Source organism: Bradyrhizobium sp. CCGUVB1N3, from assembly GCF_024199925.1.
GTDB lineage: Bacteria > Pseudomonadota > Alphaproteobacteria > Rhizobiales > Xanthobacteraceae > Bradyrhizobium.
This window is the reverse complement of sequence record NZ_JANADR010000001.1, coordinates 5973171-5988060: the sequence shown is the minus strand read 5'-3', so window position 1 is coordinate 5988060 and position 14890 is coordinate 5973171. Positions and strand designations below refer to the sequence as shown.

The 14890-nt window shown below is 65.6% G+C and carries 15 protein-coding genes; 8 read left to right on the top strand and 7 right to left on the bottom strand.

Annotated features, from left to right (window positions below; all coding sequences use genetic code 11):
- Window positions 1-21 precede the first annotated feature (21 nt).
- Both NLM33_RS28585 and NLM33_RS28580 read left to right on the top strand, forming a co-directional pair.
- Window positions 22-918: a TauD/TfdA family dioxygenase gene (locus tag NLM33_RS28585; protein ID WP_254101064.1), complete on the top strand. Its 897-nt coding sequence runs from the start codon at window positions 22-24 to the stop codon at window positions 916-918.
- 55 nt (window positions 919-973) lie between these two features.
- Window positions 974-1741, top strand: a complete 768-nt coding sequence (locus tag NLM33_RS28580) for an N-acetylmuramoyl-L-alanine amidase (RefSeq protein ID WP_371930142.1) — start codon at window positions 974-976, stop codon at window positions 1739-1741.
- Between the two features lie 178 nt (window positions 1742-1919).
- On the opposite strand, the gene NLM33_RS28575 is transcribed toward NLM33_RS28580, so the two are convergent.
- From NLM33_RS28575 to NLM33_RS28565, 3 genes are all read right to left on the bottom strand, one after another.
- Window positions 1920-3527: a Na+/H+ antiporter gene (locus NLM33_RS28575; RefSeq protein WP_254101062.1), complete on the bottom strand. Its 1608-nt coding sequence runs from the start codon at window positions 3525-3527 to the stop codon at window positions 1920-1922.
- Window positions 3528-3575: 48 nt separating this feature from the next.
- Complete coding sequence (gene bla / locus NLM33_RS28570; RefSeq protein ID WP_254101060.1) at window positions 3576-4433, bottom strand: class A beta-lactamase; 858 nt, start codon at window positions 4431-4433, stop codon at window positions 3576-3578.
- A 384-nt stretch (window positions 4434-4817) separates the two neighbouring features.
- On the bottom strand, window positions 4818-5192 hold the full coding sequence (locus NLM33_RS28565) for a nuclear transport factor 2 family protein (protein ID WP_254101058.1): 375 nt from the start codon (window positions 5190-5192) through the stop codon (window positions 4818-4820).
- Window positions 5193-5313: 121 nt separating this feature from the next.
- On the opposite strand from NLM33_RS28565, the gene NLM33_RS28560 reads away from it, so the two are divergent.
- Window positions 5314-5763, top strand: a complete 450-nt coding sequence (locus tag NLM33_RS28560) for a GFA family protein (RefSeq protein WP_371929995.1) — start codon at window positions 5314-5316, stop codon at window positions 5761-5763.
- Between the two features lie 23 nt (window positions 5764-5786).
- On the opposite strand, the gene NLM33_RS28555 is transcribed toward NLM33_RS28560, so the two are convergent.
- Complete coding sequence (locus NLM33_RS28555; RefSeq protein WP_254101054.1) at window positions 5787-6476, bottom strand: DUF1345 domain-containing protein; 690 nt, start codon at window positions 6474-6476, stop codon at window positions 5787-5789.
- 7 nt (window positions 6477-6483) lie between these two features.
- Entirely contained in the window at window positions 6484-7407 is a 924-nt protein-coding gene (locus NLM33_RS28550) for a polyprenyl synthetase family protein (protein WP_254101052.1), read from the bottom strand.
- Between NLM33_RS28550 and NLM33_RS28545 the strand changes: the two genes are divergently transcribed.
- From NLM33_RS28545 to NLM33_RS28530, 4 genes are all read left to right on the top strand, one after another.
- Window positions 7397-7606: a hypothetical protein gene (locus NLM33_RS28545; RefSeq protein ID WP_254106215.1), complete on the top strand. Its 210-nt coding sequence runs from the start codon at window positions 7397-7399 to the stop codon at window positions 7604-7606. The two genes, NLM33_RS28550 and NLM33_RS28545, sit on opposite strands and share 11 nt — an antisense overlap.
- The gene (mtgA, locus tag NLM33_RS28540) at window positions 7570-8247 is read left to right on the top strand and encodes a monofunctional biosynthetic peptidoglycan transglycosylase (RefSeq protein WP_254105911.1); all 678 of its coding nucleotides are present in this window, start codon (window positions 7570-7572) and stop codon (window positions 8245-8247) included. Before NLM33_RS28545 ends, mtgA begins: the two co-directional genes overlap by 37 nt.
- A gap of 164 nt (window positions 8248-8411) precedes the next feature.
- Window positions 8412-8594, top strand: coding sequence for a 50S ribosomal protein L32 (gene rpmF / locus NLM33_RS28535; RefSeq protein ID WP_024509484.1), 183 nt, complete (start codon window positions 8412-8414; stop codon window positions 8592-8594).
- Between the two features lie 143 nt (window positions 8595-8737).
- Window positions 8738-9385 (top strand): hypothetical protein, encoded by a 648-nt coding sequence (locus NLM33_RS28530; RefSeq protein WP_254105909.1) that lies wholly within the window; start codon window positions 8738-8740, stop codon window positions 9383-9385.
- Between the two features lie 73 nt (window positions 9386-9458).
- Here NLM33_RS28530 and NLM33_RS28525 read toward each other — a convergent pair whose 3' ends face one another.
- Complete coding sequence (locus NLM33_RS28525) at window positions 9459-9722, bottom strand: hypothetical protein (RefSeq protein WP_254101050.1); 264 nt, start codon at window positions 9720-9722, stop codon at window positions 9459-9461.
- A 234-nt stretch (window positions 9723-9956) separates the two neighbouring features.
- Here NLM33_RS28525 and NLM33_RS28520 point away from each other — a divergent pair, with 234 nt between their 5' ends.
- Window positions 9957-11651: a bifunctional diguanylate cyclase/phosphodiesterase gene (locus NLM33_RS28520; RefSeq protein ID WP_254101048.1), complete on the top strand. Its 1695-nt coding sequence runs from the start codon at window positions 9957-9959 to the stop codon at window positions 11649-11651.
- Window positions 11652-11850: 199 nt separating this feature from the next.
- Here NLM33_RS28520 and NLM33_RS28515 read toward each other — a convergent pair whose 3' ends face one another.
- Complete coding sequence (locus tag NLM33_RS28515) at window positions 11851-14718, bottom strand: PAS-domain containing protein (protein WP_254101046.1); 2868 nt, start codon at window positions 14716-14718, stop codon at window positions 11851-11853.
- Window positions 14719-14890: the final 172 nt, after the last annotated feature.

Below are 14890 nucleotides of genomic sequence, written 5' to 3'. Positions count from 1 at the left end.
CAATGATTGGGAGCAACACCCATGAGCTCGCTCGCCGGCAAGCAGGGTCCGCGCTATCGCCACATGGCAGGCGACGGCGCGCCGTATGAAACCATCGCCGTCGAAAAACTCACGCCGATCATCGGCGCCGAAATCACCGGCGTCGACATCGGCAAGCTGGTCTCCGAGGATGCGCGCTCCAACCGGCAGATGGACGAGGTCCATCGCGCGCTGGCCGAAAACCTCGTCATCTTTTTCCGCGACCAGCATATCACCCCAAAGCAGCATCTCGCCTTCGGCCGCAAGTTCGGCGAGCTGCATTTTCATCCCGCCGCTCCGCATGAGGACGAAGATCCCGCACTGATGAAGATCTATGCGGATGCGAACTCGCCGCGAGCCAATGGCGAGGGCTGGCATTCCGATGTGTCCTGCGATCTCGAGCCGCCGATGGGCTCGATCCTCTACATCAAGCAATGCCCGCCGCGCGGCGGCGACACGCTGTTCGCCAACATGTATGCGGCCTATGAGGCGCTGTCGGAACGCATGAAAGCCTATCTCGACGGCCTCATTGCGCTGCATGACGGCGAGCCGATCTATCGCGGGCTCTACGCCAATTACGGCGTCGCCGACAAGCCGAGCTATCCGCATGCCGAGCACCCGGTGGTGCGCACGCACCCCGTCACGGGCAAGAAGGCCCTCTACGTCAACCGCGGCTTCACCCGCAACATCATCGACATTCCCCGCGACGAGAGCGACGCGATGCTCGCCTATCTCTACCAGCACGCCGAAAACCCGCTGTTCCAGTGCCGCTTCCGCTGGACCGAGAACGCCATCGCCTTCTGGGACAACCGCTGCACCCAGCACCGCGCGATGTGGGACTACTGGCCGCACACGCGGTCAGGGACGCGCGTGACGGTGAAGGGGGAGCGGCCGGTGTGAGCTGCCGTCCGTGAGGCCCATCATTGCAGCGGTCGTTGCTTCGCTTCTTCCGCTGATGCTCGCGCCTATCGAGATGAGCCATGCCGTGCCGGCGCGGAAGATCGTGCGCGCGAAGCCCAGGCCCAATCCCAAGCCCGCGCCCGAACAGTGCGCGCCGGCCAGATTCCGCATCGTCGTGGATGTTGGCCACACCGCCGAAGCGCTCGGTGCGGACAGCGCGCGCAACGATCCAGAGTTCGCGTTCAACTTGCGGCTTGCCAGGCTCATCGCAGAGAAACTGAAGTCGGACGGCTTTGCCACGACGCGTCTTCTGGTGACGGAGGGCAGGGCGCGGCCGAGCCTGTTCAAGCGCGTCAACGCCGCCAACGACTGGCGAGCCGATCTCTTCCTGTCGATTCATCACGACGCCGTGCCGGACAAATTCCTGGAGGAGTGGGAGTTCGAAGGCGCAAGAAGCCATTTCAGCGACCGCTTCTCCGGCCATTCGCTGTTCGTCTCGCGGCAGAACCCGCGATACGCGGCGAGCCTCGCATTCGCCCGCCTTCTCGGCAGGGAGCTGAAGGCGCAGGACCTGACTTACGCGCACCAGTACACCCTGCCGCTGATGGGTCGCTATCGTCACCAGCTGCTGGACAAGGATGTCGGCGTCTATCGCTACGACCAGCTCGTCGTGCTTTCACGCACGAGACGCGCCGCGGTCCTGCTGGAGGCCGGCTCAATCATCAACCGCGACGAGGAGATGGCGATGAACTCGCCGGCGCGGCAGCAGGTGATTGCGGCGGCGGTTGCCACTGCGATGAAGGAGTTTTGCGCGAAGTATTAATCCGCATCGATGCTGAAAAATTTCTCCCCACAGTCGTCCCGGCAAAGGCCGGGACCCATAACCCCAAGGAGAAGTCGTTGCGCGAGATGACAACTCCGAGTCTTCGCCAAACTCTTCCCTGTGGTTATGGGTCCCGGATCTGCGCTTCGCTTGTCCTGGACGACAATGGAGAATGCCGCTACAGCGGCACCCTCTGGAATTCCCTGTTCGCGAGACTGGCCTCCTCCAGATCGAGATCGCGCTCGATCCGTCGCCGCACTTCGTCGGTGATCTTGCCGTCACGCAGCAGCTCGTGGATGAACCTGCGCTCTGCGGTGATCAGCTGACGCGTCAGCGTGGTGCCGGCGGCGGAGACGTCGTGGCGGCTCGGGTCGAGTGAGTCGGGAAGCTGGCTGGCGCGGATTTCGTGCCGGGCGCGCAACAGGTGCACCACCTCGTCGGACAGCTCCTTCTCCTCGGCAAGTGTATCAAGCGACCTCAGCGCTGCATCGAGCGCCTGGCGCCGTGCGGCGATCTCGGCTTCGTGCTCGGCGACGTGCTCGGAGCGGCCGGCGTCTGCCACGCCGAGCCATCGCACCACCTTGGGCAGGCCGAGGCCGACGCCGACCAGCGTGACGAAGATGACGCCGAAGGCGACGAACAGGATCAGGTCGCGATAGGGGAAGGCCTCGCCGTCCGACAGCACGAAGGGCAGCGCCAGCGCGGCCGCGAGCGACACCGCGCCGCGCACGCCGGTGAAGGCCAGCGTGAACACCCATTGCCAGGGCGGTGAGGGATCGCGCCGGCGCAGGCTCGGGCTCAGCATCCGCGGCAGGTAGGTCGCGGGATAGAGCCAGGCAAAGCGCGCGATCACCACGATGACCACGACCACGCCGGTCGCGATCAGGATCTCGTCGAGCGGAAACGCCTTCGACTGCTCGTAGAGCGCGCGCATCTGGAAGCCGGTGAGCAGAAACAGGATGCCCTCGATCAGGTAGATCACGAGGTCCCAGAAGAAGATGCCCTGCAGGCGCGTCGCCGAGGAAATCCATAGCGGCCCGTTCCAGCTCACATAGAGCCCGCAGGCGACGGTGGCGATCACGCCGCTTCCGCCGACATGCTCGGGCAGCCAGTAGGCGAGGTAGGGCGTGATCAGCGACAGCGTGATCTCGACCTGCGGATCCCTGGCCCATTTGCGGGCGCGCAAGGAGAGCCAGCCGACCCCGATGCCGTAGGCGACCTCGCCGGCAATGATGAGGAAGAATTCGCCGGTCGCAAGCGGCAGCGAGAAGCTGCCGGTCATGATCGCGGCGAGCGCGAAGCGGTAGAGGATCAGCGCGGTGGCGTCGTTGGCAAGCCCTTCGCCTTCGAGCACGACCAGGATGCGGCGCGGCATGTGCAGCTTGCGCGCGATCGCCAGCGGCGCGACCACGTCGGGCGGCGCGACGATGGCTCCGAGCAGGAAGCCGGTGGTCCAGGGCATGCCGATCAGGAAATGCGCGGCGGTTGCCACCATCGCCGCGGTGAAGATCACGCAGCCGACCGCGAGCAGCACGATCGGGCGAAGATTGTTCCTGAACTCGCGCCAGCTCATGGCGACGCTCGCCGAGTAGATCAGCGGCGGTAGCACCAGGAGCAGCACCACTTCCGGCGGCAGCTCGACCCGCGGCATGCCCGGCACGAAGGCAAGCCCCACGCCCGCCAGCATCAGGAGAATGGCGGGCGCCATGTTGAAGCGGCGCGCCACCAGCGCGGTGGCTGCGAGCACGCCGAGGAGAATCAGAAAGATCTGGAACTTCGCTTCCATGATGCCTTTTCTTGATCAGGAAGCGCCGCGCGGGTCAATGCGGCCGGATCATCCCAGACGTTCGGTGACCATCCGCCCGATGGCGGCGAACACGGCGTCGATCTGCGCGGCGCTCGGCGTGCCGCCTTGGGTGTAGGCCGTAATCAGGATCGGCATATCGGGTTTTGGCCAGGCCACCACGATGTCGCCCGAGGCGTCCTTGCCGTTGTTGCCGGTCTTGTCGCCGATCCTCCAGGTCGCGGGCAGACCTGCGCGCAGCCGTTTCGCGCCGGTCTTGCAGTTCACCATCCAGTCGGTGAGCTCTGCGCGCGAGGCCGCGGACAAGGCTTCGCCGAGCACGAGGCGGCGGAAGTTGCCGGCCATGGCAGCGGGCGTGGTCGTGTCGTGCGGGTCGCCCGGCCGCGAACGGTTGAGCTCGGGCTCGTTGTGGTCGAGCCGCGAGGTGGTGTCGCCGAGCGAGCGCCAGAATGCGGTGAGTGCCGCCGGTCCCCCGATCCGCGCCAGCAGGAGATTGGCGCAGGTGTTGTCGCTGAGCTCGACGCTGGCCTTGCACATGTCGGCGACCGACATTGCGCCTTTCGAAAGGTTCTCCTTCGCCACCGGCGCGTAGTCGAGCAGGTCGGCCTCGCCATAGCGGATCGTCGCCGCCAGCTGGTCCTCGCCGCGATCGACCCGTGCCAGCACGCAGGCCGCAAGCGAGGCCTTGAACGTCGAGCACATCACAAACCGTTCGTCGGCGCGCCAGCCGAGCTTTTTGCCGGAGCTGAGGTTTTCGGCATGGAAGCCAACCCGACCGCCGCTCTCGCGCTCGTAGGTTTCAAGCGCAGGTGGTGCGCCTTCAGCAAATACGGGACCTGCGGCCAGCGCGCACAGCGAGGCGAGCAGCGAACGACGATCGAGCAACATGGGAATCCTTCAGAAGGGATTGGAGTGAGGCATTGCGGAGATGCCCATGAGTGCGATCACGATGCATCTGCGACAGGTGTCATCGACGGCTCGGACAAATCTATGGCGGCACCGTCACTCATCGCGCTGGTGTGAACGCGTCCCTGCGAGATACGGTGGCGCAGCGAAGCACGGTGTGCTCCCTCCCCCCTTGTGGGGGAGGGCAGGGGAGGGGGGTAGCGCAGGAAAAGGTGTATCGGTCGTGAGAGAACGGCACGTGCAGCGAGCGCTGGAGCCGAGAGAGCGTGCCGTGTGGCACCCCCCTCCCTAACCCTCCCCCGCAAGGGGGGGAGGGAACGCAGAGTACGATCTCTCCCCGCCGTCATTGCGAGGAGGAGCGCGCGCTCACTCCTTCAGGTCATATCGATACGACTTCGACACGATCTGCCAGCCATCGGCGAGCTTCATCGCCACGAGATAGTCGGTGAAGTAGCGTGGCGGCAGTTGGCATTTGACCTTGATGAAGGCAGTCTTGTCGTCCGAGCGGTCGATGGTGACGATGAAATCCTCGCGCGGCTTGCCTTCCGACTTTGCGGAGGCCCGCTTGCGCACCCAGGCGAGCCAGTCCGGCACCGTCAGGATCTTGAGCTCGCCCTTTTCCACCCAGCGCAGATCGGCGGAAGGGTGGAAGACCACGCCGAGCTTGTCGGCGTCGCCTTCATAGAGCGCGTCGAAATAGCCCTGTACGACGGCCTCGACGCTCGAACGGTCATACCCCATGCTTCTCTCCTTCTCTGGCACGTTGGCGCGACGCGGGAGCGTAAGGCGCGGCTTGCCAAACCGCCAGCGGTTTGCTCGCGAAAAGCTGATCGGCAGGGGCGGGCCGACCCGCTAGATTGTCATGGCGCATCCCCGCTGGAGAAAGATCGTGACAAGCACGACGAGCCGTCGCCGCCTCACTGGGAAATGTTACTGCGGCGCCGTGCAGTACGACGTCGCGGATGAATTCGTCTATGCGCTGAATTGTCATTGTTCGAACTGCCGCCGCACCACCGGCTCAGCCTTCAAGCCGTTCGCCGGGATCGAGCGGCACAAGTTCCGCGTGGTCGCAGGCGAGGATGCGCGGCTGATTTATGGCGACGACATGACCCACGACGCACATTGCGCCCGCTGCGGCTCGCTGCTCTATTCGGTGGTGCGCGCGGGGCAATGGGTCCACGTCACCATGGGAACCCTGCTCGACGATCCCTCGATCCGCCCCACCGCGCATATGTTCGTCGGCTCCAAGGCGCCCTGGTACGAGATCACGGACAATCTGCCGCAGCACCGCGGGCACGTTGGAGCGGGCTGAGCGACCCGGCGCGCCTGATCGACTTATGTCGCGATCGCGCTCGCCGCGATGTTCACCGTCAGCGCCAAGAGCGCCGTGTTGTAGATGAACGAGACGATGCCGTGCGCGGTCGCGGTGCGGCGGATGGTCTTGTCGGTGATGCCGACGTCGGAGACCTGTGCGGTCATGCCGATCACGAAGGAAAAATAGACGAAGTCCCAGTAGTCGGCGTGGTCGTCCTTGTCGCCGCTCGGAAATTGCAGGCCGCCCGGCTTGGCGTGGCGGTAATAGTCGTGGGCGTAATGGAGCGCGAAGGTCGTGTGCACGGCGGCCCATGACAGCGCGATGGTGCTGATCGCCAGCGACAGCTCGCCGACGCCGCGATGGGTGCCGAGCTCGGCAACGATGGCCGCGATGCTCGCGAATGCGCCGACCGCTGTCACCAGCAGGATGACGAAACGGCCGTCGTCCTGCATGACGGCGGCCCGGCGGATGTGGCTGTGGTCCTGGTTCAGCATCATGCTGTAGACCAGCACGAGATAGACCGTGATCAGCGCGTCCCAGCCAAGCAACAGCCGCGTTACCAGCCGCAATGAGTCGGGCAGCAGCAGGCAGACCAGAACGCCCGCAGCCAGCGCCATGAAGGTCCTCGGCCGCGCATAAACCACGCGCACCGGCCGCGACATCTTCCGGAAGCGGACGAGGACGGGATCTTCTTTGCTGCCGTCCGTCATCGTTCGATCAGTTCTTCCGCTCCGCCACGAACCGCGCTGCTGCCTGCAGCACCGCGGCGCGGTCGCCGAAGATCGAGACGGCGCTATCGGCCCGTGCGAGCAGGTCGCGCACGCGCTGCTTGGCGCCCTCGATGCCGAGCTGGGTGACGAAGGTGGTCTTGCCGAGAGCTGCGTCCTGGCCCGACGGCTTGCCGAGCGCGGCCGCATCACCCTCGACGTCGAGCAGGTCGTCGGCGATCTGGAAGGCTTCGCCGAGCGCGCGGCCGTAATCGTCGAGCGCCTGATACTCCTTCGCGGAGGCTTGTCCCAAGATCGCGCCGGCGATGCACCCATAGCGCAGCAGCGCGCCGGTCTTCATCTGCTGGATCCGCGCGACGTCGACCGGCTCGCGGTCGCCGAAGCGGCCTTCACCGGCGAGATCGAGCATCTGCCCGCCGACCATGCCGCCGATGCCGGCGCAGCGCGCCAGCGCGCGCGTCAGCAAGAGCCGGACATTGGCGTCGCGATGGATCTCGTCGCGTGTGACGATGTCGAAGGCGAGCGTCAAAAGCCCGTCGCCGGCGAGGATCGCGGTGGCGTCGTCGGTCTGCTTGTGCAGCGTCGGGCGTCCGCGGCGCAGGTCGGAATTGTCCATCGACGGCAGATCGTCATGGATCAGCGAATAGCAATGGATGCATTCGAGCGCGGCGCCCACCAGCAGGGCAGCCTCGCGCGGCACGCCGAACACCGCGGCGCTCTCGACCACCAGGAAAGGCCGCAGGCGTTTGCCCCCGCCGAGGCTCGAATAGCGCATCGCGTCCATCAGCCGCTTGGGGCGCGCAATCTCGTCTGGCAGGATGTCGTCCGACAACAGCCTGGCCAGCAGGGCCTCGGTATCGTCAGCGGTCTTGTCCAGGCGTTTGGCGAAATCGGACGGGGGCGTGCCGGTCATCAAGAAAGGCTCCAGAACTAAAATTCGGCCGGACAATGCCTTTATGCGAGCCGCTTCGTCAATCATTTGGAACGCCTTAAAACTGCTGGAAAAGGCCCGAATTATCACAGGCTTAATCGCCGGGCCCGTTCATCACTTCCATTTTGGCGCAGGACAAGGTCGATTTTTCGCATCGTCAAAATCCTGGCTCTGGTACTGACCGTCGCGGCGCTCCTGCCCTACGCGATCGCGCCGTTCTACCGCACCGGCCACCCGGTCTCGACGCTGATGGCCTGGCGCTCCCTTCGTGGCGCGCCGATGCAGCGGCAATGGATCGACCTGGCGGCGATGTCGCCCTATTTGCCGCGTGCGGTGGTCGGCGCTGAAGACGCCCATTTCTGCAAGCATCACGGCATCGACTGGGGCGCACTGCGCGAGGCGATCGACGACGCGCAGGAGGACGGGACGTCGTTCCGCGGCGCCTCCACCATCACCCAGCAGGTGGCCAAAAACCTGTTCCTCTGGCAGGGACGCGACCCCATCCGGAAAGTGCTGGAGTTTCCGCTGGCGCTGTGGATCGACCTGGTCCTGCCCAAGCCGCGGATTCTGGAGATTTACCTCAATATCGCCGAGCTCGGCCCGCAGGGGCAGTTCGGCGTCGAAGCGGGCAGCGCCTATGCCTTTGGCAAATCCGCCGCCAACCTCTCGCCCCGGGAGGCGGGACTTTTGGCCTCGATTCTGCCAAACCCGGTCAAACGCAGCGCCCGCACCCCGGGACCGGGGGTGCGGCGGCTGGCGGTGACCTATATGGCGCGAGCGCAGGCCGTTTCGACCTGCTGGCGGGAAAATCGCGGATTTTGAGCCCATTTCGGGCACTTTTTCCGGCCTAAAACCCTAGCTTTACGAACAGCCTTCCTCTATAAGCCCGGCCTTGATCGGCATTCAGCTCGCCCCGTATTGCGGGTGCTGAGCCGTCCGGAAGGCCGGACGATGCCTCGAACACCAATCCCTAGAGGATACTGATAATGGCCGTTCCGAGAAGAAAAACCTCGCCGTCGCGCCGTGGCATGCGCCGCTCTGCTGACGCGCTGAAGAAGCCGACCTATGTCGAGGACAAGGACTCCGGCGAGCTCCGTCGTCCGCACCATCTCGACCTCAAGACCGGCATGTACAAGGGCCGGCAGGTCTTGAAGAAGAAAGAGTCCTGAGGCCGGCGTATCGACAGGCGGGGCGACTTTTCGTTCGCCTGGATTCGGCCAATCAGTGAGTTAAGACGGTGACGGCGGCGGAGCAAACGCTTCGCCGCCGCATTGTCCTGCCCGGACGTCTCGATCAGGAAGGCGCACACGCGATGGTCGGTTTCCCGCTGCTTCTCATTCCGCTCGCGGTCTACAACATCATCGTCTTCTTGATGCCCACCGTGTCCTTCACGGATGTGCTGTTCAAGGTGCCGATGATCACGGGCGAGCCGTGGCCGGTCACGCTGGGCGATCTCCTGCTCGCACTTGGAATCGTGCTGCTGTTGCTCGAGGTCGTGAAGGGCGCGCGGCCCGGCGCAAAATTCCTGATGGATCATTTGCTGTCGCTGATCGTGTTCGGCGCGGCCGTGGCCGAATTCGTGATGTGGCCCAAATTCGGCAACTCCATCTATTTCCTGCTGGTGCTGCTGGCGATGGCCGATTTCATCGGCGGCGTCGCCCAGCGCACCCGCCGTCGCGCCTATGTCACCGAGGCCGCACCGGCACCGCGCAAGGCGCGCCGTCAGGTCGAGGAGGAGGCGGAGGAGCCGGCCGTCGAGCCGCGCATGGCGCCTGCGCCGCAGCCCGCAACCGTAGCGCCTCCTGCACCCGCGCCATCGGCGCAGTCCGTCGCCGAATCCGTGCTGATGGATCCCCCCGCGCCGAAGGCACCGCAAGCTGCGCCTTCGCCGGAAATCCCTTCGCCGCATCTCCAGCCGAGCAACGGCACGCCGGGATCGCCGGATACGCCGCCGCGCTGACCTTCGAGAAGCTCCATCATCGCCGCATCGGCGGTGCGCTCCCTCGCCCCGCTTGCGGGGTGAGGTAAGAAACTCACGCCACCTGGCGCGTCCTGGCGCTCACGCTTCCCAGCGGGCGCTTGTGGCCATAGGCCATGTTCGCATCGGCAGGGCTCGCCCGGCGCAGCCGGCTTGCCTGCGGCAGGTGCTCGGCATTGGCGATGAGCTGGGTGACGAAGCTCGGGTCCGGGCGCGGCAGCACCACCACCTTGTGCGCCCATTCGAGCGTCGGGGTCAGCGGAACAAGGGCGGTCCCTGTGCCGCCTTCCGCTTCCGCTGCTCGATCCGCACTCACCATCGCAAACACCGTTAATCCGGCTCAAAATCCGGCGAGACTGTCGCGTTTCGGGACGCGGGCCGCCGTGCGTGTGAGGTACTCGCAAGGTCTATGCCGGCCGGGCCGTTCTGGTTCCGGACCAGTTTCGAAACGTGGTTTCCAAATTGTTTATGAACTTTGCCTAGGGTGAAAGCCGAATCTCGCTCTATCCTCAGGAGCGTGAGACCGTCTTTGCTGTCCCGAAACGAGGCGCCTTTGACCGCTGCCCTGCCGCAAGCCTCCGACATCCTGGCCTCCCTTGGCGAGGCCGTCTTCATCTGGGATATCGCGAGCGATGCGATTCAGTGGGGCGAGCAGGTCGGCTCAGTCTTCCCCGACATCCCCGCCGAGCGGCTGGCGACCGGCGCGGAATTCGCCCGGCTGATCGAGCCGTCGCAGTCGCTGCGCACGGCCGCCCTGGCCCACTCGCCGGCCGTGCACGGCGCCGGCGGCACGCCCTACCGGGCCGAATATGGCGTGCGCATGAGCGCCTCCGATCCCGTGGTCTGGATCGAGGAGACCGGCCGCTGGTTCGCGGGTCCCGATGGCCGGCCGGTCCGTGCGATCGGCGCCGTCCGCATCAACAATGAGCGCCACGCCCGCGACGAGGAGCTTGCAAAGCTCGCCCGGCTTGATCCCCTGACCGGCGAGCTCAACCGCACCCACCTGATCGCGGCGCTTGCGGAGGCGATCGAAGAATCGACTCGTTTCCGCTCGGCATCGGCCTTCATGCTGGTCGGCATCGACCATCTCGCCCGTGTCAACGACGCCTTCGGCTTCGACGTTGCCGACGCCGTGATCCTCGACGTGGCAAAGCGCATTCGCGCGCGGCTTCGCGGCGGCGACGTGCTCGGCCGCTTCTCGGGTAACAAGTTCGGCCTCATCCTGAAGAACTGCACCGTCGACGACATGAACGTCGCCGCCGAGCGCTTCCTCGCCGGCATCCGCGACGAGGTGGTGCCGACCAAGTCGGGCCCGGTTTCGGTCACCGCCTCGATCGGCGCGGTCAGCGTTCCACGCTACGCCCGCAACGCCGATGAAGCGATCAACCGTGCGCATGAGACGCTGGATGCCGCCAAACGCCGCCGCGCCGGCTCGTTCGGCACCTGGCGGCCGAATGCGGAACGCGACGCGCAGCGCCGCGTCAACATCCGCGTCACCGACGAGATCGTCACCGCGCTGAACGATCGCCGCATCGTGCTCGCCTATGAGCCGGTGGTCTCGGCCGCGACGCGCGACAGGGCATTCTATGAATGCCTGGTGCGGATGGAGCAGGGCGACGGGCGGACGCTGCTCGCGCCCGATATCGTGCCGGTCGCCGAGCGTCTCGGCCTCATCCGCCTCGTCGATCACCGCGTGCTCGAGCTCGTCGTCGCCGAGCTTGCCGCCTCGCCCGAGGTCAGGCTCAGCCTCAACATCTCGCCTGATACCACCATGGATCCCGACTGGTGGGCGTCGATCGAATCGCTGATGCAGGCCCATCCGGGCGTTGCCGAGCGGCTGATCGTCGAGATCACCGAGACGGTCGCGATTCAGGACATCGACGACGTCCGCGCCTTCGTCGGCCGTCTCAAGCATTTCGGCAGCCGCATCGCCATCGACGATTTCGGCGCCGGCTACACCTCGTTCCGCAACCTGCGCAAGCTCGGCGTCGACATCGTCAAGATCGACGGCGCCTTCGTGCAGAACATCACCCGTTCCGCCGACGACCGCGCCTTCGTGCAGACCCTGATCGACCTCGCCCGCCGTCTCGACATCAAGACGGTCGCCGAATGGGTGCAGGACGAGGAAGCAGCCAACATGCTGCGCGACTGGGGCTGTGATTACATCCAGGGTCGCCTGATCGGCCTCGCCTCAGCCGAGCGCCCGTGGGGCACGTCGCAGGACAGCGTGGTGCCCGCTGCGGGGTAGGATGTCGAAATTGTGTGGCGGCGGCCGCTCTCTTCCCCTCTCCCCTTGTGGGAGAGGGTGGCTCGCCGCGTAGCGGCGAGACGGGTGAGGGGTTCTCTCCGCGAGGACGTCTCTCGATTTGAGTGCGCGGAAACAACCCCTCATCCGGCGCTTCGCGCCACCTTCTCCCACAAGACAAGGGGAGAAGGGAAGAGGCACCTCACGCCACCTGCCTGATTGCGCTCAGCCGCTCGATCGCGCGGCCGACTTCCGCGGCCGGGCATGGCTTGCCGAAATAAAATCCTTGCACGGCGGTGCAGCCGCATTCGCGGACGAAGTCGAGCTGGTCGGAGGTCTCGACACCTTCCGCCGTGGTCTCGACGCCGAGCACCGCGCCGAGGCTGGCGATGGTGCGGACGATGGCGATGCTTTCCGGGCATTCGCCGAGCGTGCCGACGAAGGAGCGGTCGATCTTGATGCGGTCGAAGGGAAACTTGCGCAAATAGCTGAGCGAGGAATAACCGACACCGAAATCATCGAGGCTGACGCGCACCCCTAACGCGCGGAGCTGATGCAGGATCTCGATCGTCGCCTCGCTGTCGTCGAGCAGCGCCGTCTCGGTGACCTCGAGCTCGAGCCGATGCGGCGCAAGGCCGGCCTCCGCAAGCGCGCTCGTGACCATGGCGACGAGGCCGCGCGCGCGGAATTGCACCGGCGACAGGTTCACCGCGATGCTCATGTCCGGCCAGCCTGCCGCAGTCGCGCACGCCGTGCGCAAAACCCATTCGCCGATAGGAACGATCAGTCCGGTTTCCTCCGCGATCGGAATGAACTCCGCCGGCGAGACCATGCCGCGCGAGGGATGTTTCCAGCGCAGCAGCGCCTCGAAGCCGGTCAGTTCGGATGTGTCGAGGCGGACCTGCGGCTGGAACATCAGATGAAATTCGCGCCCCTCGAGCGCGCCGCGCAAATTTGCCTCCAGCGCATGCCGCGCGCGGGCCTCTTCCTCCATCGCGGGCTCGAAGATCTGATAGGCGCCGCGTCCCTTGGCCTTCGCGCCGTAGAGCGCGAGGTCGGCGCACTTCATCAGCTCGTCCGTGTCCAACCCGTGATCGGGCGCAAGTGCGATACCGATGCTGACGCCGACATGGATCGACTGGTTTTCGAGCGGCGGCGGACGGCCGATGATCTCGATCAGGCGGCGTGCCAGCCGCTCGGCCGCTTCCGGCTGCGGTCCGCGCTGGATCAGTGCGAATTCGTCGCCGCCGAGCCGCGCCACGGTGGCGTGCTCGCCGGCCTGCTCCTTCAGCCGCGCCGCGACCCAGCGCAGCAGCCGGTCGCCGGCGGCGTGTCCCAGCCGGTCGTTGACGGTCTTGAAGTTGTCGAGGTCGAGGCACAGCACGGCCATCGCGCCGCCGGCCGTCGCCACCTCGCTCAGGCCCTCGCTCATCTTCTCGCGGAACAGCACGCGGTTGGGCAGGTCGGTCAGCGAATCGTGCCGTGCCATATGCGCGACGCGGGCCTGCGTCTTGTGGCGCTCGGTGACGTCTTCATAGGTGACGACCCAGCCGCCATGTGACATGCGGGTGTGGTTGAGCTTGATGATGCGGCCGTCGCTCAAATGGCGGTGCAGCGTATGCGCGCCCTCGCGCAGCCGCTCGAGGTAGTCGGCATAGAGTGCGGCCGCCGTCGTGTTCGGGTGGATGCCGAGCGCGCAGCTATGCTCCATGATCTCGCGCATGGAGATGCCGGGTTTCACGATGTCGGGCGACAGGCCGTACATCTCGATGTAGCGCGTGTTGCAGACGATGACGCGTAGGTGGCTGTCGAACATGCACAGCCCCTGGCTCATGTTGTTCAGCGCCGCGTCGAACCGGCGGTACTGCTCGCTGAGCTCCTCGACCGCGCGTTCGCGCTCGGTGATGTCCTCGTAGGTCGCGACGAAGCCGCCTTCGGGCAACGTGCAGTAGCGCACCGAGACGACGGTGTCGTTGGCCATGGCCCGCCGCATCGACGAGTCGTCGCGGCTTGCGATGCGCGCGCGGGCGGCTTCGAGGATCTGCTGCGGACTGTACTCGGATGCGAAGGCGCCATTCGCCATCGACCGCTCGATCAGCTCGCCGAGATGCGTGCCGGGCCTGGCCTCCTCGACCGACAGCCGGTAGATCTCGCGGTAGCGGTTGTTGCAGACCTTGAGCCGCATGTCGCCGTCGTAGAAGGCGAGCCCGTGCGCCATGTTCTCCAGCGCCGCGTCAAGCATGAAGTTCTGCTGCTTCAACGCCTCCTCGTAGCGCAGCCGCTCGGTGACGTCCTCGTGCACGGTCACCCAGCCGCCGTCGGGCAGGAAGCGCGATATCGCCTGCACCATTCGACCGTCGTAGCGCATCACGAGCACGACGTCCGAGCTCTTGCTGCGGACGTCGTTCATCCGCCTGTCGTGGAATTCCTTCGCGGGCATTCCGGGCAGATTGCCGCGCGAGACCCAGTGCGCGATCACGTCGCTGTGCGAGACGCCGGGCTTCACGATGTCGGGGTCGAGGTTGTAGAGGCGCAGAAACCGCTCGTTGCAGACGACGACGCTGCCTTCCGCGTCGTACATGATGAGACCGTGCGACATGTTGGTGAGCGCATGCTGGCTGCGCTCGGTCTGCACGCGCAGCTCGGCCTCGAGCCGGTCGAGGCGGGTGACGTCGTCGCAGATCGTCATCCAGCCGCCCTCGGGGAGCGGCTTCAGATCGAGCGCCAGGACGAAGCCGCTGGAGAGCCGCTGCTCTGTGCTGAAGGCCTGGCCAGCCTCGATCAGGGCGATGCGTTCGTTGTAGAGATTGTCGACCTCGCTCGTCGGAAAATTGCCGAGCGAAGCGCTGTGCGCGAGCACCTCGCGATAGCTCGCTCCCACCCGCACGACGTCGGGCGACAGATTGAAGAGATCGAGATAGCGGCGGTTGAACAGCACGATCCGGTTGTCGGAATCGTAGACGCAGACGCCCTGCTCCATGCGGTCGAGCGCAAGCTGGCTCAACGCAAGCAGGGCTTCGGGCCCGTGCTGAACGCTCGCGCGCGGCTCTGTCTTGCTGGGCGTCGTCATCGGCAAGGCGCTTGGTCAGGAGCGGGACAATGAACGGGCGTAATCGGCGAGGCGGAGCTTAAGCGGTCATCCGGGAAGATTGTCTTAAGCGCCTTAGTTTACGGACCGTGACGGCCGGTGCGGATTCTGCAACTGATCGTCAGGCAAATGACGTCGCGCCAACGGCAGGTTG